Below are 25,400 nucleotides of genomic sequence, written 5' to 3'. Positions count from 1 at the left end.
CGGTATCTCAGGAGATTGTTATGTCTCAAACTGCCACACTGATTCTGACTCACGGAAAAATTCATACTCTCGACAGGCAAAGTCCGCAGGTCGAGGCGGTGGCGATCGCCAACGGAAAGATCCTGGCGACCGGTAGCCACGAACGGGTAATGAGCTTTGCCGCCGAAGGGACGCAGGTTGTCGATCTGCAAGGACATACGGTGATCCCGGGCCTGAACGATTCGCACCTGCACCTTATTCGTGGTGGACTGAATTACAACCTGGAATTGCGTTGGGAGGGCGTGCCGTCACTGGCGGACGCGCTACGCATGCTCAAAGACCAGGCTGACAGAACGCCGTCGCCACAATGGGTACGCGTGGTGGGCGGCTGGAGTGAATTCCAGTTTGCCGAACGTCGCATGCCAACCCTCGAAGAACTGAATGAAGCCGCTCCGGATACTCCGGTTTTTGTTCTGCATCTCTACGACCGGGCTTTGCTCAACCGCGCCGCGCTGAAAGCGGTTGGCTATACCAAAGCGACGCCGGATCCGGCGGGCGGTGAGATTGTGCGTGATAGCAACGGCAACCCGACCGGAATGCTGATCGCTAAACCGAACGCCATGATCCTTTACTCGACGCTGGCAAAGGGACCAAAACTGCCGCTGGAAATGCAGGTTAATTCGACCCGCCAGTTTATGCGTGAACTGAACCGTCTGGGACTGACCAGCGCCATCGATGCGGGCGGCGGCTTCCAGAACTACCCGGAAGATTACGAGATCATTGAGCAGTTACACGCTAACAAACAGATGACGGTACGTATTGCCTACAATCTGTTTACCCAGCGTCCGAAGCAGGAACTGGAAGACTTTGAACGCTGGACCGATATGCTCAAGCCAGGGCAGGGAACCGACTTCTATCGTGCCAACGGGGCAGGGGAAATGCTGGTCTTTTCTGCAGCGGATTTTGAAGATTTTCTCCAGCCACGTCCGGATCTGCCGGAGGGGATGGAAGATGAGCTGGAGCGCGTGGTACGACATCTTGTGGAGCATCGCTGGCCGTTCCGCCTGCACGCCACCTACGATGAATCTATCAGCCGAATGTTGGACGTATTTGAGAAAGTTAATCGTGATATCCCGTTCAATGGCCTGCACTGGTTCTTCGATCACGCCGAAACAATTACTGAACGGAACATTGAGCGTGTAAAAGCACTGGGCGGCGGGATTGCGGTCCAGCACCGTATGGCGTTCCAGGGAGAGTATTTTGTCGATCGCTACGGCAAAGACGCGGTTAAACATACGCCGCCGGTGGCGAAAATGCTGGCGGCTGACGTTCCGGTCGGGCTGGGGACTGACGCCACCCGCGTGGCCAGCTACAACCCGTGGACCGCGCTCTACTGGCTGGTTTCGGGCCGTACCGTTGGCGGGATGGCAATGTACGATGATAACAACCGTCTGCCGCGTGATGTTGCCCTGGAACTGTGGACGGCCGGTAGCGCCTGGTTTTCCAGTGAGCAGGGTAAGAAAGGGCGCATCGAGAAAGATCAACTGGCCGACCTGGTGGTGCTGTCTAAAGATTACTTCAGCGTGCCGGAAGAAGAGATCAAAGGTATTGAGTCGGTGATGACCGTTGTTGATGGCAAAGTGGTTTACGCCGCAGGGCATTTCACCCCGCTGGCACCACCTGCTATTCCGATTGTGCCGGACTGGTCGCCAGTGGTGAAGGTGCCAGGGCATTATCGCTCAGCACCACCTGCTGCGGCGAAAATTGGCGCAATGGTGCAGATGCACCAGTGCTGCGGTAGCTGCGGTGTACACGGTCACCAGCATGATATTGCGCGGAAATCGGGGATTCCGGTGTCAGATGACCGGGCTTTCTGGGGCGCGCTTGGCTGCTCCTGCTTCGCGTTTTAATCGCTTATCGGATCTGCTGACAATAAAAAAGGCCCGCATTTGCGGGCCTTTTGTCGATTCATGCCAATTACAGGCTGGAAACGTTCTCGGTCAGGTATTTTGCCACGCCGTCCGGAGACGCGTTCATACCTTCTTTACCTTTTTCCCACTGTGCCGGGCAAACGTCGCCGTGCTCTTCGTGGAACTGCAGCGCGTCAACCATGCGCAGCATTTCGTCGATGTTACGACCCAGCGGCAGATCGTTAACCACCTGGTGGCGAACAACGCCGTTAGCGTCGATCAGGAAAGAACCGCGCAGCGCAACGCCCGCTTCCGGGTGCTCGATGCCGTAGGCTTTCTGGATTTCGCGTTTGATGTCAGCAACCATTGCGTATTTCACTGCACCAATGCCGCCTTTGTCGACAGGGGTGTTACGCCATGCGTTGTGGACAAATTCAGAGTCGAAGGAAACGCCAACAACTTCAACGCCGCGCTTCTGGAATTCTTCGTAACGTTTGTCGAATGCGATCAGTTCAGACGGGCAAACGAAGGTGAAGTCCATCGGCCAGAAGAACAGAACGGTGGTTTTACCGTTGGTATGCTGTTTGAAGTTGAAGTTTTCAACGATCTCACCGCTACCCAGTACCGCAGCTGCTGTGAAATCCGGAGCCTGACGAGTTACCAGTACCATATAATTCTCCTGCAAAGTTAAGGGGTTTTTGGAACGCAACGCGGGCCAGTATAGAGAGTGTTCGGGGATAAGACAAAGAGGCGCTGGCAATCAATGAGACAGGTTTTGTCTATCAATCTTTTGCCGGACGGCGGCTACTGCTTATCCGGCGGGGAATGCGGGCTGCGATCAAAGGGTTTTACACCGCGCCTGTTCCATCATTTGCGGATAAAACTGCCAGAATCGTTCTTCTAACGCATCGTAATGCGTATCGAGGTCATACCATGAGTCGCGTAGGGCATCGAGCCGTGGACGGCGGCTGGCCATGCCGTTCAGGACGTTCTGGATAAAATCCATGTCCCGGTAGCGCTCAAGCCATTTCTCTGACCATATATAGTTGTTCAGATTGATAAAGCGCGGCGGCGATTCCGGCAAAATAGTGGTTACCTGGGTACGGGCATAGCGCACAAAGTCCGTCAGCGGGAAGTCAGGGGAGATTTCCGACCAGTGGCGCGACAGAAAATGATCCCACATAACGTCCAGCGTAATCGGCGCGACGCGGCGCGTTTCGCTACGAAACCACTCTTTGGCTTCACGCACCTGCGGTAAGTTATCGGTCATCACGTCGATACGACGATGCATGAAGATGCCTGCTACCACATCAGGCGAGTAGTGTGTTTCCGGATTACCCCGGACAAAATCGGCCAGCAGATTGCCGGAAAGCGAGCTATCGGCAAGGTGAGCGAGATGCAAATGTGCAAGAAAATTCATAGTTAAACGTTTATCCAGAGGGGTAAAGGTTGCAGGGAGAACGCCCCGGCACTAGACTACCCGCCTCTTATTTTAGTCTGAGTCAGTGTCATGCGCGTTACCGATTTCACCTTTGAACTACCCGAATCCCTGATTGCCCACTATCCGCAAGCTGAGCGCAGTAGCTGCCGCTTGCTGTCTTTGGACGGGCCGACGGGCGCGCTGACGCACGGTACTTTCACCGATTTGCTCGATAAGCTCAACCCTGGAGACTTGCTGGTCTTTAACAACACCCGCGTCATTCCTGCGCGTCTGTTTGGTCGTAAAGCCAGCGGCGGCAAGATTGAAGTGCTGGTCGAGCGTATGCTGGATGACAAACGTATTCTGGCGCATATTCGTGCCTCGAAAGCGCCGAAACCGGGTGCCGAGCTGCTGCTGGGCGACGACGAAAGTATTAAAGCGACGATGGTCGCCCGCCATGACGCGCTGTTTGAAGTTGAGTTTAACGACGAACGCAGCGTGCTGGATATCCTCAACGCCATCGGCCATATGCCGTTGCCGCCGTATATCGACCGTCCGGATGAAGACGCCGACCGCGAGCTGTACCAGACCGTGTACAGCGAAAAACCGGGTGCCGTCGCTGCGCCGACCGCGGGTCTGCATTTTGACGATCCGCTGCTGGCTAAACTGCGCGATAAAGGCATTGAAATGGCGTTCGTCACCCTGCACGTTGGCGCGGGTACTTTCCAACCGGTGCGCGTAGACACCATCGAAGACCACATTATGCATTCCGAATATGCGGAAGTGCCGCAGGATGTAGTGGACGCGGTGCTGGCGGCGAAAGCGCGCGGTAATCGCGTGATTGCGGTAGGTACCACCTCCGTGCGTTCGCTGGAAAGTGCGGCGCAGGCGGCCAAAAACGATCTCATCGAGCCGTTCTTCGGCGATACACAAATCTTTATTTATCCAGGCTATAAATATCAGGTGATTGATGCTCTGGTCACCAACTTCCACCTGCCGGAATCAACGCTGATTATGCTGGTTTCCGCATTTGCTGGTTATAAAAACACCATGCACGCCTATCATGAAGCGGTAAAAGCGGAATATCGCTTTTTTAGTTACGGGGATGCCATGTTTATCACGTACAATCCGCAGGCTATTTCTGAGCGACCGTGAGAAGGCTATCTCACTTGCCATTTTGATGGCGGGCAGTGCTCGCCATCCTCACGTACTACGTGTACGCTCCGGTGGCTGTGCGCTGGTCGCCCCCCAAACTGGCTGCGCCGATTGCGCCTTCGCCAGTGGGTTAATATATTTTTACTCCGTGGAGTGATTCCGTGGGGAAAGTTTAATCATCAGACTGTCTCTCTGATGCAGGAGAAAAAATGAAATTTGAACTGGATACCACAGACGGTCGCGCTCGCCGTGGCCGCCTGGTTTTTGATCGTGGCGTAGTAGAAACGCCTGCTTTTATGCCGGTCGGTACTTACGGCACAGTAAAAGGCATGACGCCGGAAGAAGTTGAAGCGACCGGCGCACAGATTATCCTCGGCAACACTTTCCACCTGTGGCTGCGCCCGGGTCAGGAAATCATGAAACTGCACGGCGATCTGCACGATTTCATGCAGTGGAAAGGGCCGATCCTCACCGACTCCGGCGGCTTCCAGGTGTTCAGCCTGGGCGATATCCGTAAGATAACCGAGCAGGGCGTGCATTTCCGTAACCCGATCAACGGCGATCCGATTTTCCTCGATCCCGAGAAGTCGATGGAGATTCAATACGATCTCGGTTCCGATATCGTGATGATCTTCGATGAATGTACACCGTATCCGGCCGACTGGGACTATGCTAAACGCTCAATGGAGATGTCTTTGCGTTGGGCGAAGCGCAGCCGTGACCGTTTTGATAGTCTCGGCAACAAAAATGCGCTTTTTGGCATCATTCAGGGCAGCGTTTACGAAGATTTACGTGATATCTCTGTTAAAGGTCTGGTAGATATCGGCTTTGATGGCTACGCTGTCGGCGGTTTGGCTGTCGGTGAGCCGAAGGAAGATATGCACCGCATCCTGGAGCATGTATGCCCACAGATTCCGGCAGATAAACCGCGTTACCTGATGGGCGTCGGCAAACCAGAAGATCTGGTTGAAGGCGTGCGTCGCGGTATCGATATGTTTGACTGCGTGATGCCAACGCGAAATGCCCGTAATGGTCATTTGTTTGTGACTGACGGCGTGGTAAAAATTCGTAACGCGAAACATAAAAGCGACACCAGTCCGCTCGATGCTGAGTGTGATTGCTACACCTGTCGCAATTATTCGCGCGCTTACTTGCATCATCTCGACCGTTGCAACGAAATATTGGGCGCGCGACTCAACACGATTCATAACCTTCGCTACTACCAGCGTTTGATGGCGGGTTTACGCAAGGCTATTGAAGAGGGTAAATTAGAGAGCTTCGTGACCGATTTTTACCAACGTCAGGGTAGACCAGTTCCACCTGTGAACGTTGATTAATTTTAATAATGAGGGAATTTGAATGAGCTTTTTTATTTCTGATGCGGTAGCGGCAACAGGTGCTCCGGCGCAGGGCAGCCCGATGTCTCTGATTCTGATGCTGGTGGTGTTTGGTCTGATTTTCTATTTCATGATCCTGCGCCCACAGCAAAAGCGTACCAAAGAACACAAGAACCTGATGAACTCCATTGCGAAAGGCGATGAAGTACTGACTAACGGTGGTCTGGTGGGTCGCGTGACTAAAGTAGCAGAATCTGGCTACATCGCTATCGCGCTGAACGACACCACTGAAGTGGTTATCAAACGTGATTTCGTAGCTGCCGTTCTGCCGAAAGGCACCATGAAGGCGCTGTAATTTATTGTTTTCCCAAAGGGAACTGCCGTGTTAAACCGTTATCCTTTGTGGAAGTATGTCATGCTGATCGTCGTTATTGTCGTCGGTCTGCTCTATGCGCTTCCCAACCTGTATGGTGAGGATCCGGCTGTTCAAATCACTGGCGTGCGCGGTGCCGCCGCCAGTGAGCAAACGCTGATCCAGGTCCAGAAAACGTTACAAGAAGATAAAATCACACCTAAGTCTGTGGCTCTGGAAGAGGGTGCTATTCTCGCGCGCTTCGACTCCACTGATACCCAACTGCGCGCACGTGAAGTATTAATGGGCGTACTGGGCGATCAGTACGTCGTGGCGCTTAACCTTGCTCCGGCAACCCCGCGCTGGCTGGCTGCCATTCACGCAGAACCGATGAAACTCGGTCTTGACCTGCGTGGCGGCGTTCACTTCCTGATGGAAGTGGATATGGACACCGCGCTGAGTAAGTTGCAGGAACAAAATATCGATAGCCTGCGCAGCGATCTGCGTGAAAAAGGCATTCCTTATACTACCGTTCGCAAAGAAGATAACTACGGTCTGAGCATCACTTTCCGTGATAGCAGCGCCCGTGATGAAGCTATCTCTTACCTGAGCAAACGTCACCAGGATCTGGTTATTTCCAGCCAGGGCAGCAATGCTCTGCGTGCGGTAATGACCGATGCGCGCCTGAGCGAAGCCCGTGAATACGCGGTACAGCAGAACATCAACATTCTGCGTAATCGTGTTAACCAACTGGGTGTTGCTGAGCCGGTGGTACAACGTCAGGGTGCTGACCGCATTGTGGTCGAACTGCCGGGTATTCAGGATACCGCGCGTGCGAAAGAAATTCTGGGCGCAACCGCGACGCTGGAATTCCGTCTGGTAAATACCAACGTTGACCAGTCTGCTGCGGCATCCGGGCGTGTACCGGGTGACTCGGAAGTGAAACAATCTCGTGAAGGTCAGCCGGTTGTACTGTACAAGCGCGTGATCCTGACCGGTGACCATATCACCGACTCCACTTCCAGCCAGGACGAATACAATCAGCCGCAGGTTAACATCTCGCTGGATAGCGCAGGTGGTAACATCATGTCCAACTTCACCAAGGACAACATCGGTAAGCCGATGGCGACCCTGTTCGTGGAGTACAAAGACAGCGGTAAGAAAGATGCCAACGGTCGTGCAGTACTGGTGAAGCAGGAAGAGGTGATTAACATCGCCAATATCCAGTCTCGCCTGGGTAACAGCTTCCGTATCACCGGTATCAACAACCCGAACGAAGCACGCCAGCTTTCCCTGCTGTTACGTGCCGGTGCGTTGATTGCGCCGATTCAGATTGTTGAAGAACGTACCATCGGCCCAACCCTGGGTATGCAGAACATTAAACAGGGTCTGGAAGCATGTCTGGCCGGTCTGGTGGTGTCTATCCTGTTCATGATCTTCTTCTATAAGAAGTTCGGTCTGATTGCGACCAGTGCGCTGATTGCTAACCTGGTGCTGATTGTCGGTATTATGTCGTTGCTGCCGGGTGCTACGCTGAGTATGCCGGGGATTGCGGGGATCGTCTTAACCCTTGCCGTCGCGGTCGATGCGAACGTACTGATCAACGAACGTATCAAAGAAGAGTTGAGTAACGGGCGTTCGGTGCAGCAGGCCATCAATGAAGGTTATGCGGGCGCATTTAGCTCCATCTTTGATGCGAACATTACGACGCTGATCAAGGTCATCATCCTGTACGCAGTTGGCACCGGGGCAATTAAAGGGTTCGCGATTACTACCGGTATTGGTGTGGCGACGTCGATGTTTACCGCGATTGTCGGTACACGTGCCATCGTAAACCTGTTGTATGGCGGCAAGCGCGTCAAAAAGCTGTCAATCTGAGGAGTGCGAAGTGGCACAGGAATATACTGTTGAACAATTGAACCACGGCCGTAAAGTCTGGGACTTTATGCGCTGGGACTACTGGGCTTTCGGCATTTCAGGTTTCCTGCTGATTGCGGCCATCGTGGTGATGGGCGTACGCGGGTTTAACTGGGGGCTCGATTTCACCGGTGGTACGGTTATTGAAATCACGCTGGAAAAACCGGCCGATATGGACGTGATGCGCGATGCGCTGGAGAAAGCGGGCTTCGTTGATCCGCTCCTGCAGAACTTCGGCAGCAGCCACGACATTATGGTACGTATGCCGCCAACTGAAGGTGCAGACGGCGGTCAGGTGCTGGGTAGCAAAGTGTTGAGTGTGATTAACGAATCCACCAACCAAAACGCCGCGGTGAAGCGAATTGAATTCGTGGGTCCGAGCGTGGGTGCAGACCTGGCGCAAACCGGTGCGATGGCGCTGATGGCGGCGTTGATCTCCATCCTGGTGTACGTTGGTTTCCGCTTTGAGTGGCGACTGGCGGCAGGGGTAGTTATCGCGCTGGCGCACGACGTGATTATCACACTTGGGATCCTGTCGTTGTTCCATATCGAGATTGACCTGACTATCGTCGCATCACTGATGTCGGTAATCGGTTACTCGCTGAACGACAGTATCGTTGTATCTGACCGTATTCGTGAAAACTTCCGCAAAATTCGTCGCGGTACGCCTTACGAAATCTTTAACGTGTCACTGACTCAAACGCTGCACCGTACGTTGATTACGTCCGGTACAACGTTGATGGTTATTCTGATGCTGTTCCTGTTCGGTGGTCCGGTACTGGAAGGATTCTCGCTGACGATGCTGATCGGTGTTTCTATCGGTACTGCGTCTTCTATCTACGTGGCATCGGCGCTGGCGCTGAAGCTGGGTATGAAGCGTGAGCACATGCTGCAGCAGAAGGTCGAGAAAGAAGGGGCGGATCAACCGTCGATTCTGCCTTAACCCATCCTGGAGTGAAGATACTGGAATCCCGATCGCAAGGTCGGGATTTTTTTTGCCTGTGAATTAGCGACAGGTAATTATCTTTTCCTGTCGCCACACTACTGACAGTATGCTGTCAGTAGCCCTGCCTTATAGTCCTCCTGAGATTACCCACACAGGCAGGAGGAAGTATGAGCAACGTAATTAATTGGTTTGAAATCCCCGTGGCACAAATGGACCGCGCCATCGCTTTTTATGAGCCAGTAATGCAGATTTCTTTGCGCCGGGAGAACATGGACTGCGCTGAGCTCGCCGTATTTCCGCATCAGGATCCCGCTCCCGGCGGGGCGCTGGCTAAATTTGACGGTATTACGCCTTCAACGCAGGGCGCTATTATTTATCTGCATACGGACGATTTGGCTGCAACGCTTGAACGCGTCGCCACTGCTGGCGGTCAGTGCGTGTTTGGCCCACTAGAACTGGGTCAGGACATTGGTACGATTGCGCTATTTACTGACAGCGAAGGCAATCGTGTTGGTTTACATCAACCCGCGTAATATTTTCAGCACTGAGGATTAAAATGAGCAGACGCGCCGACCGCTTGTTTCAGATTGTGCAAATCCTGCGTGGCAGGCGAGTGACAACGGCGGCGCTGCTGGCAGAGCGTCTTGAGGTTTCTGAACGGACGATTTATCGCGATATCCGCGATCTCTCTTTATCCGGTGTGCCTATTGAAGGCGAAGTGGGCAGCGGATACCGCTTAATGGCCGGGTTTGATCTACCGCCGTTGATGTTAACGCATCACGAATCAGAAGCATTGATGGTAGCGATTCGATTGCTGAAAACATGGGGTGGGGATTCACTCTCACAGGCGTTGGAATCCGCGCAGGAAAAAGTGTTGGCGATATTGCCGCCAGAGAGTCGGCGCAGAGCCGAGCAAACGCGGATTTTCGCGCCAGATTTTGGTAATCAGCCGCATTCACGTAGTGCCTTCGATCTCATACATCGCGCGGTTTCAGCCCAGCAGGTGCTGGCGCTGCATTATCGCGATGAGTCCGGGAACCTCTCCTGGCGCGACGTTCAGCCGCTGGGATTATTTTTCTGGGGCGAGCACTGGCTGCTGGTTGGCTGGTGCGAGAAGCGTGACGATTATCGTTGCTTTCGCGTTGATCGATGTCTGAAGATTACGCCACTCGAAAGGCATTTTCGCGAATCGGCAGATCGCTCGCTAAGTGACTTTTTGCGTAAAGTACGCTGTGAAGACCAGCCATAAAAAAGCCAGCGGTTAAGCTGGCTTATCTGCGAGACATTGTCTGGATTAGAAGTTGTAACCTACGACCAGGTAACCACCCCAACCGGTAGATTTCGCGCTGAAGTCGCCTTCGCCCCAGTTCAGGGTATCTCCACCTTTCCACTGACCGCCGTTATGGAAGTAACGCGCTACGACGGAGTAGTGCCAGTGATCGTAGTTCAGCGCCAGGACGTGGCTGGACGCGATAGAGTTGCTGGTGCGGTTCGGATCATCACCCAAATCTGAGCCCCAGTCGAAGTTGGTGAAGCCGATGTAGGTCAACTGGCCGCCCCAAACCTGGGTGATCGGCACAAAGTATTTAACTTTGAAACGGTAGCCATCCCACTCGTTTTCGTTGGATGCGCCATAGTTCTGCCACTGGTATTTAGCATACACGTTCAGGGACAGACCCATCGGCAGACCGGTATCGATATCGGTACCCAGACCCATGTACCAGGTGCTCTGGCGGCTGGCTTTGTTATCACCCATATCGTAGATGTAGTTGTTGGCGAAATACCATTCTTTGAACGGACCAAAGCTCAGGTCAGCACCGGTCAGTTTGTCGATGGAGAAACGCGGTTCGATTTCCATAAACAGCGGGGAACCGTCAGACCAGATACCTTTATCGTTGCCGTTACCCCAGTCGAAGGTTTTCGGAATATCGATGTAGCCATAGAAGTCAAACCAGTCTTTTTTGGCAAACGCTTCGTATTCAAGATACACGTCGTTGTTCAGTTTCGGGGAGAAACGGGTGTGATAGCTACCCACCACGTTAACGCTCTGGTGCCACCAGTCGGACAGATATTGCAGTTTGTCATTTTCTGCTGCGTTGGCAGTAAAAGACGAGGAGAGCGCCAGCACTGCACCGGCTGCAAGTAATGTTTTTTTCATATGTATGCCACTGTTTGAAATCCCTTTCGGGAGTGAAAAATGCGCAATTTGCGTTTCTAAATATTTCGTAATTCTTCGGAGCCTATTATAAAAATCATTGTTCACAAAAATATGTCTTGTTTCACAGTTCTATCATTTACGTAATCGATTGCGTTCACGTTTGCGTACTTTAGGCGGCGAATTGTACTGGCTCCCATGAATGTTGCCAAGTTTTACCAGAAATATCGGTTATGTCAGGGGAGTAACAAAAAGAAGCAGAGTGATGTTGCGGAACGCACAAAACGTTCCGCAAAAAAGTTTATTGGCTAACAGGCTGGACGTCGTGGATGCGCACAAATCCTAACTGATCTGGAGTGAGGCCATTTATCTGTAACGGAATGTCTACGTCGCTGGGAGCAAGAATACTCGCCGGAGCGTTGACCAACTGGTTATGAACGTTCACTTCCTGATAGTTGTCCGTGGTGCCCTGAATTTGCCCGTACTCGACGGTGGCGCTAAAGGCGGGTAAAGGCGTGTTGGATTCACCCTGAATTCGTAGAGTCAGGCGAGTACCATCAGCGTTCGGCGCAATGTTCACCAGCGACATGCGTAAGGTGCCAATCTGGCTGTCCAGTCGTGCCGGGGTTTTGGAGCCGGGCAGCAGATAGGCGCCGCTGGTTGATTTTGCATTCAACATATTTTGTTGCGTAATTTTTACCGTTTCCTGATTAAGCTGCGTCATCTCTTTATTCAACGTGCTAACGCTTTGATGCATCTGGCGTACTTCGCTTTGCTGTGCGCAGGCACTAAGACTAAAGAGACTTCCCACCAGGAGAATTCTTAGGTAACGTCTTGTCATTGTGATTACTTCCTTCATTGTCGCGATAGCATAATGGTAGTGTGCACTGAGCACGAAGGCATCGATCCTTTGTCTCAAAAGCGCAGCGCCTTTGTTGTCACGGCAGTTCAGGGTAAAATAGATTCTGTTAACCACTGAGGTACAGGACGCCGTATGCATTGCCCATTCTGTTTCGCCGTAGACACTAAGGTAATTGACTCTCGTCTTGTAGGCGAGGGCTCCTCGGTACGCCGCCGTCGGCAGTGTCTGGTTTGTAACGAACGTTTCACCACTTTTGAAGTGGCTGAACTTGTCATGCCGCGCGTTGTGAAAAGCAACGATGTGCGTGAACCCTTTAATGAAGAAAAGCTGCGCAGCGGCATGCTCAGAGCGCTTGAGAAACGGCCTGTCAGCGCAGATGACGTCGAAATGGCGTTAAACCATATCAAATCACAGCTGCGTGCGACGGGCGAGCGTGAGGTGCCGAGCAAGATGATTGGCAACCTGGTGATGGAGCAGTTGAAAAAGCTCGATAAAGTCGCCTACATCCGCTTTGCCTCTGTCTACCGGAGTTTCGAAGACATCAAAGAATTTGGCGAAGAGATTGCTCGCCTACAGGACTAAGCCATGCAGGATGAATTGTACATGGCGCGCGCGCTAAAGCTTGCTGCGCGCGGACGTTTTACCACTCACCCCAACCCCAACGTGGGCTGCGTGATTGTGAAAGATGGGGAGATCGTCGGTGAAGGATATCATCACCGAGCGGGCGAACCGCATGCCGAAGTTCATGCTCTGCGGATGGCCGGAGAAAAAGCGCAGGGGGCAACTGCCTACGTGACGCTTGAACCCTGTAGTCATCATGGTCGCACGCCGCCGTGTTGCGATGCGCTGATTGCGGCGGGGGTGTCGCGTGTGGTTGCGGCGATGCAGGATCCCAATCCGCAGGTCGCAGGACGTGGGCTCTACTGTTTGCAGCAGGCGGGTATCGACGTCAGCCACGGGCTGATGATGAGCGAAGTTGAGCAACTGAATAAAGGCTTCCTCAAGCGCATGCGTACGGGATTCCCGTATCTTCAGCTTAAGCTTGGCGCGTCGCTTGATGGCCGTACAGCGATGGCCAGCGGTGAAAGCCAGTGGATTACCTCGCCACAGGCGCGCCGCGATGTGCAACGCTTGCGCGCGCAAAGCCATGCCATTTTAACCAGCAGTGCTACGGTGCTGGCAGACGACCCTCAGCTTACCGTGCGTTGGTCGGAGCTTGGGGAGTCAACTCAGGCGAGTTACCCGCAGGAAGAGCTGCGTCAGCCAATCCGTATTGTTCTTGATAGCCAGAATCAGGTCACACCGGCGCACCGAATTGTGCAACAGCCTGGAGAAACCTGGATTGTCCGGACTGAAGACGACCCTCGTAGCTGGCCGGAAACGGTGCGCAGCCTGAAGGTGCCGGAACATAACGGGCATCTGGATCTGGTGGTGCTAATGATGCAACTGGGCAAACAGCAAATTAACAGCATTTGGGTTGAAGCAGGCCCAACGCTCGCCGGGGCATTATTACAGGCCGGTTTGGTCGATGAGCTAATCGTGTATGTTGCGCCTAAACTGTTAGGCAGCGAAGCGAGAGGATTATGTGTGCTTCCAGGCCTTGAGAAACTGGCTGACGCACCCCATTTCAAATTCAATGAGATACGCCAGGTGGGCCCGGACGTTTGCCTGCATTTAACGACTGCGTGAGGCTTTCTGATTTAGAGGAAGCAGCGCACAGAATATTATGATAAAATCCGCCCCCCTTACGGGGCCATAAATCGAACCCGAAGGAAGAATATGAACATTATTGAAGCTAACGTTGCTACCCCGGACGCTCGCGTCGCCATCACCATTGCGCGTTTCAACAACTTTATCAATGACAGCCTGCTGGAAGGTGCTATCGACGCCCTGAAACGTATTGGCCAGGTTAAAGATGAAAACATTACCGTTGTTTGGGTTCCAGGTGCATATGAGCTGCCACTGGCGGCTGACGCACTGGCAAAAACCGGTAAATACGACGCGGTGATTGCGCTCGGTACGGTGATCCGTGGCGGTACCGCGCACTTCGAATATGTGGCTGGCGGTGCAAGCAATGGCCTGGCGCATGTCGCTCAGGACAGTGGCATTCCGGTAGCCTTCGGTGTTCTGACCACCGAAAGTATTGAACAAGCCATCGAACGTGCTGGCACTAAAGCCGGTAACAAAGGCGCAGAAGCTGCACTGACTGCGCTTGAAATGATTAATGTATTGAAAGCCATCAAGGCCTGATTTTTGTAAGGGGAAATCCGTGAAACCTGCTGCTCGTCGCCGCGCCCGTGAGTGTGCCGTCCAGGCGCTCTACTCCTGGCAGTTGTCCCAGAACGACATCGCTGATGTTGAATACCAGTTCCTGGCGGAACAGGACGTTAAAGATGTCGACGTTCTGTATTTCCGTGAACTGCTGTCCGGGGTGGCGACTAACAGCGCGTACCTGGATGGATTAATGAAGCCTTACCTGTCTCGTCTGTTGGAAGAGCTGGGTCAGGTAGAAAAAGCCGTACTGCGTATTGCGCTGTTTGAATTGTCTAAACGTAGTGATGTGCCGTACAAAGTGGCCATCAACGAAGCGATTGAACTGGCAAAAACCTTCGGCGCTGAAGATAGCCACAAATTCGTGAACGGCGTACTGGATAAAGCAGCACCTGTGATTCGCCCCAACAAAAAGTAATCCCGAGGCCGGCTGGATGGTGGAACCTGTTTCCGCTGTCCCCGGCTTTTTCTTTTTTTTCTGCTGAGGCATAACGTATGGCATGTGGCGAGTTTTCCCTGATTGCCCGTTATTTTGACCGCGTAAGAACTTCTCGTCTTGATGTCGAAACCGGTATTGGTGACGACTGCGCACTTCTGAACATCCCTGAAAAACAAACGCTGGCGATCAGTACCGATACGCTGGTGGCAGGCAACCACTTTCTCCCCGACATTGATCCGACCGATCTCTCCTGGAAAGCACTGGCGGTGAATTTAAGCGATCTGGCGGCGATGGGGGCGGATCCTGCGTGGCTGACGCTGGCGCTCACGTTACCTGACGTCGATGAAGCCTGGCTGGAAGCCTTCAGCGATGGCCTGTTTGAACTCCTCAATTACTATGATATGCAGCTGATTGGCGGTGACACCACGCGTGGGCCGCTGTCGATGACGCTGGGTATTCATGGCTACGTCCCCGTTGGGCGGGCCTTAAAACGCTCTGGCGCGAAACCGGGTGACTGGATTTATGTTACCGGCACGCCGGGCGACAGTGCGGCCGGGCTGGCGATTTTGCAGAACCGATTGCAGGTTGCAGATGCAACAGACGCGGACTATCTTCTGCAACGCCATCTGCGTCCCACGCCGCGTATTTTGCAGGGACAAGCCCTGCGCGATCTGGCCAGTGCGGCTATCGATCTCTCCGATGGCCTGATTTCCGATTTGGGACACATCGTTAATGCCAGCGGCTGTGGCGCACGGGTTAACGTTGATGTGCTGCCATACTCCACTGCATTGTCACAGCACGTTGAGCCGGAACAGGCCCTGCGCTGGGCGCTCTCGGGAGGTGAAGATTATGAGTTATGCTTTACCGTACCGGAAATTAATCGTGGTGCGCTGGAAGTGGCGCTGGGAAATCTCGGCGCAGCGTTTACCTGTATTGGGCAGATGAGCGCGGACGTGGAAGGCATTCACTTTACGCGCGATGGAAAACCCGTCACGTTTGACTGGAAAGGATATGACCATTTTGCCGCGCCTTAAAAAAGATGTCGCCAAAAGCCGCCTGAGTATGCGCAATCCGTGGCACCTGTTAGCCACCGGTTTTGGCAGCGGGCTGAGCCCAATTGTTCCAGGCACGATGGGATCGCTGGCGGCAATCCCTTTTTGGTATTTAATGACCTTCCTGCCGTGGCAGCTGTATTCGCTGGTGGTGATGTTATCTATCTGTATCGGCGTTTATCTGTGCCATCAAACGGCGAAAGATATGGGCGTGCACGATCACGGTAGCATTGTCTGGGACGAGTTTGTCGGGATGTGGATTACCCTGATGGCGCTGCCGACCAACGACTGGCAGTGGGTTGCCGCCGGATTTGTGATTTTCCGTATTCTGGATATGTGGAAGCCGTGGCCGATTCGTTGGTTCGATCGCAACGTGCATGGCGGGACGGGGATCATGATCGACGATATTGTGGCCGGAATACTCTCTGCCGGTATTTTGTATTTTATCGGTCATCACTGGCCGGTAGGTATCATTTAACCCTTTTCAGGGACTATTGTAGGCCCGATAAGTGCCGCGACATCGGGCGATCAGTGCCGGATGCGCTATGCTTATCCGGCCTACAATCTACAACCTCGCTTATTTAAATCCCACCACCGGATGTTGTTTGTACGGTGTTTCGAGTTCGGCAATCTGCTCCGGCTTCAACGTTAAATCCACCGCGTTGAGCAACTCATCCAGCTGTTCCTCACGCGAAGAGCCAATAATTGGCGCTGCCACGCCGGGTTTGCTCAGCAGCCAGGCCAGCGCAACCTGTGCCCGTGTTACACCCAGCTCTTCACTGACACCGGTCAGTCGTGCGGCGATTTGCGCGTCGTTTTCATCGCTCTCGTTGTACAAATTTTTACCGACTTCATCGGAAACCAGACGTGCGGTCGTTTCTCCCCAGGGACGCGTCAGGCGACCGCGCGCCAGCGGGCTCCATGGGATAACGGCCACGCCTTCCTGATAGCAAAGCGGCAGCATTTCGCGTTCTTCTTCGCGGTAGATTAGGTTGTAGTGATCCTGCATGCTGACGAACTGCGCCCAGCCGTGTTGCTTCTGTAAGGCCAGAGCCTGAGCAAACTGTGAAGCGTGCATGGATGAGGCGCCAATATAGCGAGCTTTACCGGCTTTCACGACGTCGTTTAGAGCCTCCAGCGTTTCTTCGATTGGCGTGTTGTAATCCCAGCGGTGAATTTGCAGGATGTCCACATAGTCCATACCCAGGCGTCTGAGGCTATCGTCGATTGAGCGCAGGATTTGTGCGCGGGATAAACCTTCCGCTAAATCATCCACCTGGTGAAAAACCTTGGTAGCGACCACGACATCTTCGCGGCGGGCGAAATCACGCAGTGCGCGGCCGACAATCTCTTCGCTGCTGCCAGCGGAGTAGCTGTTGGCGGTATCGAAAAAGTTAATGCCGCCCTCAAGGGCGTGTTTGATTATTGGGCGGCTGCTTTCTTCAGGTAGCGTCCAGGCGTGATTGCCGCGATTGGGTTCGCCAAATGTCATGCAACCCAGGCAAAGGCGGGAGACCCGTAGGTCGGTTTTTCCTAAGATGTTGTATTTCATCAATCCACTCCTGCTTAGCTCGTGATGAATTAAGCATAGCAGGAGCGGGGAGGGGATTATGCCAGCCAGGCCTTGATTTTGGTCTCAATTCCGGCGGCATTCAAACCCAGATCGGCACGGGCTTCATCCTGAGTTCCCTGCGGGATGAAGAAGTCTGGTAGGCCAATGTTCAGCACCGGGACGGGCTTACGATGGGCCATCAGCACTTCGTTTACGCCGCTGCCAGCACCACCCATAATGGCGTTCTCTTCAATGGTAACCAGCACCTCGTGTTGGGCAGCCATTTCAAGGATCAACGTTTCATCCAGTGGTTTTACAAAGCGCATATCGACCAGCGTGGCGTTCAGCGACTCTGCGACCTGAGCGGCTTCCGGCATCAGGGTGCCAAAGTTGAGAATTGCCACTTTTTCCCCGTGACGTTTCACGATGCCTTTACCAATTGGCAGTTGTTCCAGCGGGGTCAGCTCAACGCCTACCGCGTTGCCGCGTGGGTAGCGCACGACCGTTGGACCGTCGTTGTAGTGATAGCCGGTGAACAGCATCTGGCGGCATTCGTTTTCATCACTCGGGGTCATGATGACCATTTCCGGGATGCAGCGCAGGAAGGAGAGATCGAACGCCCCCTGATGGGTTTGTCCATCTGCGCCAACAATCCCTGCCCGGTCAACGGCGAAAAGGACCGGCAGTTTCTGGATGGCTACATCGTGCAGCACCTGATCGTAGGCGCGTTGCAGGAAGGTTGAGTAAATGGCTACCACCGGCTTGTAGCCGCCAATCGCCAGACCGGCAGCAAATGTCACCGCGTGCTGCTCGGCAATCGCCACATCGAAATAGCGATCCGGGAACTTACGTGAAAACTCCACCATTCCGGAACCTTCGCGCATCGCCGGGGTGATTGCCATCAGCTTATTGTCTTTCGCTGCGGTCTCGCACAGCCAGTCACCGAAAATTTTTGAATAGCTCGGCAGGCCGCCACTGCTTTTCGGCAGGCATCCGCTGGACGGATCGAATTTGGGTACCGCGTGGAAGGTTATCGGATCTTTTTCCGCAGGCTCGTAGCCACGACCCTTTTTGGTCATGATGTGCAGGAACTGCGGGCCTTTCAGATCGCGCATGTTTTTGAGCGTAGTAATAAGCCCCAGCACGTCGTGACCGTCCACCGGACCGATATAGTTAAAGCCCAGTTCTTCAAACAGAGTCCCCGGCACAACCATACCTTTAATGTGTTCTTCAGTACGTTTGAGCAGTTCTTTAATCGGCGGCACGCCGGAGAAGACTTTCTTCCCGCCTTCGCGCAGCGAGGAGTAGAGTTTGCCAGAGAGCAGCTGTGCCAGATGATTGTTCAGCGCGCCAACGTTCTCTGAAATCGACATTTCGTTGTCGTTGAGGATAACCAGCATGTCGGGCCTAATATCGCCCGCGTGGTTCATCGCTTCAAACGCCATCCCTGCGGTGATGGCACCATCACCAATCACACACACGGTACGGCGCTCTTTACCTTCTTTCTCGGCGGCAACGGCAATACCGATACCTGCGCTGATGGAGGTAGAAGAGTGCCCAACGCTCAGTACGTCATACTCGCTTTCACCGCGCCATGGGAACGGATGCAGGCCGCCTTTCTGACGAATGGTGCCGATTTTATCGCGGCGACCGGTCAGAATTTTGTGCGGATAAGCCTGATGTCCCACATCCCAGATTAACTGGTCAAACGGGGTGTTGTAGACATAGTGCAGCGCGACGGTGAGTTCCACCGTGCCCAGACCAGAGGCGAAGTGCCCGCTGGAACGGCTTACGCTGTCGAGCAAATAGCGGCGCAGTTCGTCGCAAAGCTTTGGCAGGCTCTCTTTTGGCAGCAGACGTAACTCCTGGGTGGAGTCGACCAGCGCCAGGGTCGGGTATTTGGCTATATCAAAACTCATCGCAAGCTCATGGGATATGTTGGTTTATTTATCACGCTGGATTATGTAGTCCGCTAGCGCTTCCAGTGCCGAGGTATCGAGTGACTGTGCGGCCAGCAGACTTAGCGACTGGCGGGCGTCCTCGATTAAATCCCGGGCTTTATTCTGGGCTTGCTCAAGACCCAGAAGTGCAGGATAGGTACTTTTGCCAAGCTGCTGGTCAGCACCCTGACGTTTACCCAATGTTGCAGTATCGCCTACCACATCCAGGATGTCATCCTGAACCTGGAAAGCCAGACCGATGCTTTCTGCATATTTGTCGAGTATTGGCAGGCATTCTCGCCCTTTATCGCCAGCACTTAACGCCCCCAAACGCACGGCGGCGCGAATCAATGCTCCGGTTTTATGGCGATGAATCCGCTCCAGCGCATCCAGCTCAACCTGATGACCTTCAGCTTCCAGATCCAGCGCCTGACCGCCGCACATACCGGCGATGCCGCTGGCCTGAGCCAGTTCAGAGATCATCGCGATGCGGTCACGGTCAGTGACTTCCGGCATTGGGGCGTCGCTGATAATGGAGAATGCCAGCGTTTGTAGCGCATCTCCGGCCAGGATCGCATTTGCCTCGCCAAATTTTACGTGGCAAGTCGGCAGACCGCGTCGCAGGTCATCGTCATCCATCGCGGGCAAATCATCGTGCATCAGCGAATAGGCATGAATGCATTCGACGGCGGCAGCGGGAGCATCAAGCGTACTCAGGCTGACACCAAACATCTGACCGGTCGCATACACCAGGAACGGGCGCAGGCGTTTACCGCCTAATAATGCGCCATATTGCATGGTTTCTACCACGGGAGTGTTCTGAAAGGGCAGTGGCGCGATAAAACGGCTCAGTGCCTGGTTGGCCTGCTCAACGCAAGCCTGTAGCTGCTGCGTAAAATCCATTTACTCATTATCCGGTGTAAAAGGCGTAAGGGCCGCGTCTTCAGTATCTGACAGCAGGATTTGTACGCGCTGTTCAGCCTGTTGCAATTTGACCTGTCCCTGACGCGCCAACTGTACGCCACGTTCGAATTCGTTCAACGCTTCTTCTAACGGCAGGTCGCCGCCTTCCAGACGGGTAACAATTTGTTCCAGCTCGCTCAGCGCGGTTTCAAAACTGGCGGGCGCTTCATTTTTCTTCGGCATAATGAATGTCTGACTCTCTGTATTGGCAGCACAAGACTATGGTAACGGACTCGCACTGATAAGCAAATAACGCGCAATGTGCACAGTAGCCGCGTGATGGTGATATACTTGCGCGCCTGGATGCAGTCGCGGGTATGGGCTGCTGTATTTTTTTCCATTACAAGTCATTCAGACTTGCCTAAGAACCATTGCCGCCATGAAGTTTATCATTAAATTGTTCCCAGAAATCACCATCAAAAGCCAATCTGTGCGTTTGCGCTTTATAAAAATTCTGACAGGGAACATTCGTAACGTTTTAAAGCACTATGATGAAGACCTTGCCGTTGTCCGTCACTGGGATCACGTTGAGGTTCGCGCTAAAGATGAAAGCCAGCGCCTGGATATTCGCGACGCGCTGACCCGTATTCCGGGTATCCACCACATTCTCGAAGTAGAAGACGTGCCGTTTACTGATATGCACGATATTTTCGAGAAGGCACTGGTGCAGTATCGCGATCAACTGGAAGGTAAAACCTTCTGTGTTCGCGTGAAGCGTCGCGGGAAGCATGAGTTTAGCTCCATTGAGGTGGAACGTTATGTTGGCGGTGGACTGAACCAACATATTGAATCTGCACGCGTGAAGCTGACGAAGCCGGATGTTACGGTAAATCTTGAAATCGAAAACGACCGTCTGCTGCTGGTTAAAGGCCGCTATGAAGGTATTGGCGGTTTCCCGATTGGTACGCAGGAAGACGTACTGTCGCTGATTTCCGGCGGTTTCGACTCCGGTGTGTCCAGTTATATGCTGATGCGTCGCGGCTGCCGTGTACACTATTGCTTCTTTAACCTTGGCGGCGCAGCGCATGAAATCGGCGTTCGCCAGGTGGCGCATTACCTGTGGAATCGCTTCGGTAGTTCGCATCGCGTGCGTTTTGTTGCTATCAACTTTGAACCGGTGGTCGGTGAGATCCTGGAGAAAGTTGATGACGGCCAGATGGGCGTGGTTCTCAAACGTATGATGGTTCGCGCGGCGTCGAAAGTCGCTGAGCGCTACGGCGTACAGGCGCTGGTAACCGGTGAAGCACTGGGCCAGGTGTCCAGCCAGACGCTGACCAACCTGCGTCTGATCGATAACGTTTCTGACACCCTGATCCTGCGCCCGCTTATCTCCCATGATAAAGAGCACATCATCAATCTGGCGCGTGAAATTGGCACCGAAGACTTTGCCCGTACCATGCCGGAATACTGCGGTGTAATTTCAAAAAGCCCGACGGTGAAAGCGATCAAAGCGAAGATTGAGGCCGAAGAAGAAAACTTCGATTTCTCTATCCTCGATAAAGTGGTTGAAGAAGCGAACAATATCGATATTCGCGATATCGCCCAGCAGACGCAACAGACCGTGGTAGAAGTGGAAACCGTGAGCGGTTTCGGCCCGAATGACGTAATCCTTGATATCCGTTCTGTGGATGAACAGGATGATAAACCGCTGAAGATTGAAGGTGTGGACGTCGTTTCTCTGCCATTCTACAAGCTGAGCACTAAATTCGGCGATCTGGACCAGAGTAAAACCTGGCTGCTGTGGTGTGAACGCGGGGTGATGAGCCGTCTGCAGGCGCTTTATCTGCGCGAGCAGGGCTTTGAGAACGTGAAGGTGTATCGCCCGTAATTGAGTAAACACCGTGTTGTAGGCCGGATAAGGCGGTTACGCCTCCATCCGGCAATATAACGATATTATTCAAAACGAACGGGAAGCGTCTTCCCGTTCGACTCCCAGACCCCCTGATAGACACCGTCTTTTAATTCCAGCGTTATCTTCTCTTGCGTTTTTTCAGCCGCAGATGTCTTCAGTTCATAATGTTGATTGTCGGCTGTGTCGCATTTGCCGGTCAATTCAATCGGTGCGCCAAATTTTTGGTAAAAGTAAGCCCCTTCAAAAAAATCACCGTATTTGCAGTCCACCTTCAACACAATATGCATGCTTTTTCCCAGCGTGCCGTACATGACTTTGCCGTCAATGCCGGGCGCTGGCGAAACTGGTGTTGTACTCTTTGCTGTAGTCAGATATTGGCCGTACGGTGTGAGTCGATTTTGCAGTTCCGCGGTTGGGATTTTCGTTGTGAAATCACCCAACTCGTCGAGCGCACGGCTGGCGTGGTTGCTACAGCGTCCGTTCAGGAAAGCCAGATGGTCTTTTTGCAGGGAGAATTTGTCGATGTAGTACAAACCGTCGGTGTAGGTTGCGCACGATGCGTAGAATTCGGCATAGTTAAAATCTTCACCTTTCTCTTCTTTTATTTGTTCTGGTGTTTGCGAATTATGCGCCGTAACAAAGGTATCGATTTGGCCGCGGATATCTTTTCTGATGCGGGTGTTTAATTCGGCGATTGTAGCCCGGGAAAAGAGATCGTTAAGGGTAATTGCCGCACCGCTGGCTAAAACGAAGCTGATCGGCACATTGTACGACTCGCAATACGCCCCGCAACCTTCGATAAACATATTCATGGTCAGGATTTTTGCGTCGCGATACTCAACCGTGTAGTCAAGGTTTGCGGTGGGATTCATGGCTGATTTCGCAAACTGATTTACTGTGGCCTGTGGAGTATTGCCCGGTAGCTGATTGATAAAGCTTGCGAAAATATAATCGTTAATGCGTTTTGCAACTTTGGGGTTATCCGTCGAGGAAAACCATGGCAAGCGATACTGCATTTCAGTGCTTTCGGGATAGCGATATTCAATACTCTTTATTTCGAGTTGTGTCGCTGTGGCATAACCGGAAAGGAGCAGTAAAGCCACTCCACTCAGATATCCTTTCATTATGATTCCTTATAAGGGAGTGGCTCGAAGATTTACTCGTAATAGTTATAGATTCCCGCGGCCATCACCAGTTGTGACGCCACCTCGTGAGCTTTTTCGCGACTCACCAGAAGATCAATGATTTTCAAACCGAAATCAATGGAAGTCCCCGGTCCCTGGCTGGTTAACAGGTTGACGCGAGGATCCCATACGACGCGCTTGTCCTGCCACTGGTCAGCGGGAATTTGGTCTTTCAGCGCCGGAAAACCGGTCATGTTACCGATGGGGAAAATATCGTGTGGGACGAGTACGGTGGCGGCCGCGGCGCAAATTGCCGCGACAATGCGCCCGGAGCGATGAAACTGTTTCACGGTTTCGATTAGCAGCGGGCTGTCGCGAAAACACTCGGCGCCTTTAATACCGCCCGGTAGCACGATAATGTCGAAATCGCCGTCAGCAACTTCGACTAATGGCGCATCCGCCAGCAGCTTCACTCCGCGTGAGCACACGATCGTCAGGTCGCCATCGCTGGCGACGCTAGCGGTCGTGACCTTAATTCCGCCGCGCACCAGCAGATCGATAGTGGTGACCGCTTCGGTCTCTTCACTACCAGGGGCGAGACATACCAGTGCTTGAGCGCTCATACTCACTTTCCTTTCTCTTTACCATTTCAAACAGTTGGGCGTTTTCCGGGACGGCGATGCCGTGCGCGCGGGCGCGTTTTAACAAATATCCGGTAATGTAGTCGATCTCTGTATGACGCAGGGCACGAATGTCTTGCAGCATTGATGAGATATTTTCCGCCGTACTGTCAATCACTTGCTCGACATAATAGCGTAAATCATCCACAGATGTGTGGTGGCCTTCGCGTTCAATGACCGCGGCCACTTCCTCGCAGATGAGTGCTATTTTTTCAGGATGATGGCGTAACTCGCCGTTTGGGCAATCCCATAATGCGGTCAGCGGGTTAATGACGCAGTTGACGGCCAGCTTTCGCCACAGCTCGGCGCGAATAGTGTCGTGCCAGGCGACGTCCGGTAGCACCTCTTGCAGGACTTCAGCCAGATAACTGAAATCACCGTCTTGTTCACGCGCAGGACCAATGCGCGTTGTTCCCTGAGCGACATGAATGATGACGTTGCCGTCACGGCGTGCTGCGTGGGTGGTGGTACCTATCAGCAGAGGTTGCTTAATGTTATGCAGCTCTTCAATTGTCCCCATGCCGTTGTGAATCAGCAGAATGGGAGTGGTTTCAGGCAGAATTGCGGCCAGGCCTTTTACCGCATCAGAAACCTGCCAGGCTTTAAGGGTGACCAGTAGCAGGTCGCTTTTTGCCAAAAAGTCGGGGTCGTTTGCCGTCAGGGATTCATTAAAAACTGACCCATCCGTGTCGATCAGGTTTACGCTGCAATAGGGTTGCGGTACGCGTAGCCACCCTTGCACCTCATGTCCATGTTTGCATAGCGCGGTAAGCCAAAGCTGTCCTAGCGCTCCACATCCCAGTACGGTAATTTTCATTCTTCCTCCTCACCTGCAACAGCACCAGGTGTTAATCCATATCGGCCGTACCCCATTATTGTTCGCAGGTATCAGTACCACGTACAATTAAAGGATACAGCCTAGTATAGCGCTGTCTGTTGGGTAACTTTGCAGGTATTATGCTTCGCATCAAAAATGAAGGGAGAGGAAAAGATGCCATCTTTCGATATTGTCTCTGAAGTTGATCTTCAGGAAGCCCGTAACGCGGTAGATAACGCCAGCCGCGAAGTGGAGTCACGCTTTGATTTTCGTGGCGTTGAAGCGACTTTTGAGCTGAATGAGTCAAATAAGACGATTAAGGTGCTGAGCGAATCTGATTTTCAGGTCAATCAGTTGCTGGATATTCTGCGTGCCAAGCTGCTCAAACGCGGTATTGAAGGCACGTCGCTGGACGTACCAGAAACCTTCGTGCACAGCGGTAAAACCTGGTTTGTTGAAGCTAAGCTGAAACAAGGCATTGAAAGTGCAGTGCAAAAGAAGATCGTTAAGCTGATCAAAGACAGCAAACTGAAGGTGCAGGCGCAGATTCAGGGCGAAGAAATCCGTGTAACCGGCAAGGCGCGTGACGACCTGCAATCCGTTATGGCGCTGGTTCGCGGCGGCGACCTCGGTCAACCGTTCCAGTTCAAGAACTTCCGCGATTAAGTCGTTATGTC

At 53.1% G+C, this 25,400-nt stretch carries 27 protein-coding genes; 16 read left to right on the top strand and 11 right to left on the bottom strand.

The annotated features are described in order from the left end of the window. Positions 1–20 precede the first annotated feature (20 nt). Positions 21–1,889 (top strand): amidohydrolase, encoded by a 1,869-nt coding sequence (locus tag GHC22_RS17880; RefSeq protein WP_100272841.1) that lies wholly within the window; start codon positions 21–23, stop codon positions 1,887–1,889. Positions 1,890–1,956: 67 nt separating this feature from the next. On the opposite strand, the gene GHC22_RS17875 is transcribed toward GHC22_RS17880, so the two are convergent. Both GHC22_RS17875 and acpH read right to left on the bottom strand, forming a co-directional pair. Further along, the gene (locus GHC22_RS17875) at positions 1,957–2,559 is read right to left on the bottom strand and encodes a peroxiredoxin (RefSeq protein ID WP_003021524.1); all 603 of its coding nucleotides are present in this window, start codon (positions 2,557–2,559) and stop codon (positions 1,957–1,959) included. Positions 2,560–2,727: 168 nt separating this feature from the next. Next, positions 2,728–3,309, bottom strand: coding sequence for an ACP phosphodiesterase (gene acpH, locus GHC22_RS17870; RefSeq protein ID WP_003830978.1), 582 nt, complete (start codon positions 3,307–3,309; stop codon positions 2,728–2,730). A gap of 90 nt (positions 3,310–3,399) precedes the next feature. On the opposite strand from acpH, the gene queA reads away from it, so the two are divergent. The 7 genes from queA (at position 3,400) to GHC22_RS17835 (ending at position 10,265) form a co-directional block, all read left to right on the top strand. Beyond that, complete coding sequence (queA, locus tag GHC22_RS17865) at positions 3,400–4,464, top strand: tRNA preQ1(34) S-adenosylmethionine ribosyltransferase-isomerase QueA (protein ID WP_032942525.1); 1,065 nt, start codon at positions 3,400–3,402, stop codon at positions 4,462–4,464. Between the two features lie 209 nt (positions 4,465–4,673). Next, positions 4,674–5,801 (top strand): tRNA guanosine(34) transglycosylase Tgt, encoded by a 1,128-nt coding sequence (tgt, locus tag GHC22_RS17860; protein WP_003021535.1) that lies wholly within the window; start codon positions 4,674–4,676, stop codon positions 5,799–5,801. 22 nt (positions 5,802–5,823) lie between these two features. Next, positions 5,824–6,156, top strand: a complete 333-nt coding sequence (yajC, locus tag GHC22_RS17855) for a preprotein translocase subunit YajC (protein ID WP_003021544.1) — start codon at positions 5,824–5,826, stop codon at positions 6,154–6,156. 27 nt (positions 6,157–6,183) lie between these two features. Beyond that, the gene (gene secD / locus GHC22_RS17850) at positions 6,184–8,031 is read left to right on the top strand and encodes a protein translocase subunit SecD (RefSeq protein ID WP_003021547.1); all 1,848 of its coding nucleotides are present in this window, start codon (positions 6,184–6,186) and stop codon (positions 8,029–8,031) included. Between the two features lie 10 nt (positions 8,032–8,041). After that, complete coding sequence (gene secF, locus GHC22_RS17845; protein ID WP_003021550.1) at positions 8,042–9,013, top strand: protein translocase subunit SecF; 972 nt, start codon at positions 8,042–8,044, stop codon at positions 9,011–9,013. A 170-nt stretch (positions 9,014–9,183) separates the two neighbouring features. Next, positions 9,184–9,549, top strand: a complete 366-nt coding sequence (locus tag GHC22_RS17840; RefSeq protein ID WP_153753658.1) for a VOC family protein — start codon at positions 9,184–9,186, stop codon at positions 9,547–9,549. Positions 9,550–9,572: 23 nt separating this feature from the next. Beyond that, positions 9,573–10,265, top strand: coding sequence for a YafY family protein (locus tag GHC22_RS17835; protein ID WP_057067578.1), 693 nt, complete (start codon positions 9,573–9,575; stop codon positions 10,263–10,265). A 45-nt stretch (positions 10,266–10,310) separates the two neighbouring features. Here GHC22_RS17835 and GHC22_RS17830 read toward each other — a convergent pair whose 3' ends face one another. Further along, positions 10,311–11,174 carry a nucleoside-specific channel-forming protein Tsx gene (locus GHC22_RS17830; RefSeq protein ID WP_153753657.1) on the bottom strand — a complete coding sequence of 288 codons (864 nt, stop codon included), beginning with the start codon at positions 11,172–11,174 and terminating at the stop codon, positions 10,311–10,313. A 298-nt stretch (positions 11,175–11,472) separates the two neighbouring features. Beyond that, positions 11,473–12,012, bottom strand: coding sequence for a DUF3251 domain-containing protein (locus tag GHC22_RS17825; protein ID WP_020996578.1), 540 nt, complete (start codon positions 12,010–12,012; stop codon positions 11,473–11,475). A gap of 153 nt (positions 12,013–12,165) precedes the next feature. Between GHC22_RS17825 and nrdR the strand changes: the two genes are divergently transcribed. The 6 genes from nrdR (at position 12,166) to pgpA (ending at position 16,273) form a co-directional block, all read left to right on the top strand. Further along, positions 12,166–12,615, top strand: coding sequence for a transcriptional regulator NrdR (nrdR, locus tag GHC22_RS17820; protein WP_003021571.1), 450 nt, complete (start codon positions 12,166–12,168; stop codon positions 12,613–12,615). 3 nt (positions 12,616–12,618) lie between these two features. Continuing rightward, the gene (gene ribD / locus GHC22_RS17815) at positions 12,619–13,722 is read left to right on the top strand and encodes a bifunctional diaminohydroxyphosphoribosylaminopyrimidine deaminase/5-amino-6-(5-phosphoribosylamino)uracil reductase RibD (protein WP_153753656.1); all 1,104 of its coding nucleotides are present in this window, start codon (positions 12,619–12,621) and stop codon (positions 13,720–13,722) included. Positions 13,723–13,812: 90 nt separating this feature from the next. After that, complete coding sequence (gene ribE, locus GHC22_RS17810) at positions 13,813–14,283, top strand: 6,7-dimethyl-8-ribityllumazine synthase (protein WP_003021575.1); 471 nt, start codon at positions 13,813–13,815, stop codon at positions 14,281–14,283. A gap of 19 nt (positions 14,284–14,302) precedes the next feature. After that, positions 14,303–14,722 (top strand): transcription antitermination factor NusB, encoded by a 420-nt coding sequence (gene nusB, locus GHC22_RS17805; protein ID WP_000801129.1) that lies wholly within the window; start codon positions 14,303–14,305, stop codon positions 14,720–14,722. A gap of 77 nt (positions 14,723–14,799) precedes the next feature. Then, positions 14,800–15,777, top strand: a complete 978-nt coding sequence (gene thiL / locus GHC22_RS17800) for a thiamine-phosphate kinase (RefSeq protein ID WP_153753655.1) — start codon at positions 14,800–14,802, stop codon at positions 15,775–15,777. Then, the gene (pgpA, locus tag GHC22_RS17795; RefSeq protein WP_003021578.1) at positions 15,755–16,273 is read left to right on the top strand and encodes a phosphatidylglycerophosphatase A; all 519 of its coding nucleotides are present in this window, start codon (positions 15,755–15,757) and stop codon (positions 16,271–16,273) included. Before thiL ends, pgpA begins: the two co-directional genes overlap by 23 nt. Before the next feature lie 99 nt (positions 16,274–16,372). Here the strand turns inward: pgpA and yajO are convergent, their stop codons facing one another. The 4 genes from yajO to xseB are packed head-to-tail and all read right to left on the bottom strand — an operon-like array spanning position 16,373 to position 20,433. Then, positions 16,373–17,347 (bottom strand): 1-deoxyxylulose-5-phosphate synthase YajO, encoded by a 975-nt coding sequence (yajO, locus tag GHC22_RS17790; RefSeq protein ID WP_008783931.1) that lies wholly within the window; start codon positions 17,345–17,347, stop codon positions 16,373–16,375. A 56-nt stretch (positions 17,348–17,403) separates the two neighbouring features. After that, complete coding sequence (dxs, locus tag GHC22_RS17785; protein WP_003830996.1) at positions 17,404–19,266, bottom strand: 1-deoxy-D-xylulose-5-phosphate synthase; 1,863 nt, start codon at positions 19,264–19,266, stop codon at positions 17,404–17,406. Between the two features lie 24 nt (positions 19,267–19,290). Next, positions 19,291–20,190 carry a (2E,6E)-farnesyl diphosphate synthase gene (gene ispA / locus GHC22_RS17780; RefSeq protein ID WP_008783932.1) on the bottom strand — a complete coding sequence of 300 codons (900 nt, stop codon included), beginning with the start codon at positions 20,188–20,190 and terminating at the stop codon, positions 19,291–19,293. Beyond that, the gene (gene xseB, locus GHC22_RS17775; protein WP_003021586.1) at positions 20,191–20,433 is read right to left on the bottom strand and encodes an exodeoxyribonuclease VII small subunit; all 243 of its coding nucleotides are present in this window, start codon (positions 20,431–20,433) and stop codon (positions 20,191–20,193) included. 196 nt (positions 20,434–20,629) lie between these two features. On the opposite strand from xseB, the gene thiI reads away from it, so the two are divergent. Further along, positions 20,630–22,078 (top strand): tRNA uracil 4-sulfurtransferase ThiI, encoded by a 1,449-nt coding sequence (gene thiI, locus GHC22_RS17770; protein ID WP_003830998.1) that lies wholly within the window; start codon positions 20,630–20,632, stop codon positions 22,076–22,078. A gap of 65 nt (positions 22,079–22,143) precedes the next feature. Here the strand turns inward: thiI and GHC22_RS17765 are convergent, their stop codons facing one another. The 3 genes from GHC22_RS17765 to panE are packed head-to-tail and all read right to left on the bottom strand — an operon-like array spanning position 22,144 to position 24,723. Continuing rightward, entirely contained in the window at positions 22,144–23,226 is a 1,083-nt protein-coding gene (locus GHC22_RS17765; RefSeq protein WP_153753654.1) for a hypothetical protein, read from the bottom strand. A 32-nt stretch (positions 23,227–23,258) separates the two neighbouring features. Then, complete coding sequence (gene yajL / locus GHC22_RS17760) at positions 23,259–23,849, bottom strand: protein deglycase YajL (RefSeq protein WP_008783935.1); 591 nt, start codon at positions 23,847–23,849, stop codon at positions 23,259–23,261. Then, complete coding sequence (gene panE / locus GHC22_RS17755; RefSeq protein ID WP_032942532.1) at positions 23,812–24,723, bottom strand: 2-dehydropantoate 2-reductase; 912 nt, start codon at positions 24,721–24,723, stop codon at positions 23,812–23,814. The genes yajL and panE overlap by 38 nt, the downstream gene beginning before the upstream one ends. Before the next feature lie 174 nt (positions 24,724–24,897). Between panE and GHC22_RS17750 the strand changes: the two genes are divergently transcribed. Continuing rightward, complete coding sequence (locus GHC22_RS17750; protein ID WP_003831002.1) at positions 24,898–25,389, top strand: YajQ family cyclic di-GMP-binding protein; 492 nt, start codon at positions 24,898–24,900, stop codon at positions 25,387–25,389. Positions 25,390–25,400 lie beyond the last annotated feature (11 nt).

This window comes from Citrobacter sp. H12-3-2, from assembly GCF_009649895.1.
In the GTDB taxonomy this organism is placed as follows: Bacteria; Pseudomonadota; Gammaproteobacteria; order Enterobacterales; family Enterobacteriaceae; genus Citrobacter; species Citrobacter portucalensis.
The sequence above is the reverse complement of the archived record's forward strand: the minus strand, read 5'-3'. Positions and strand labels throughout refer to the sequence as shown.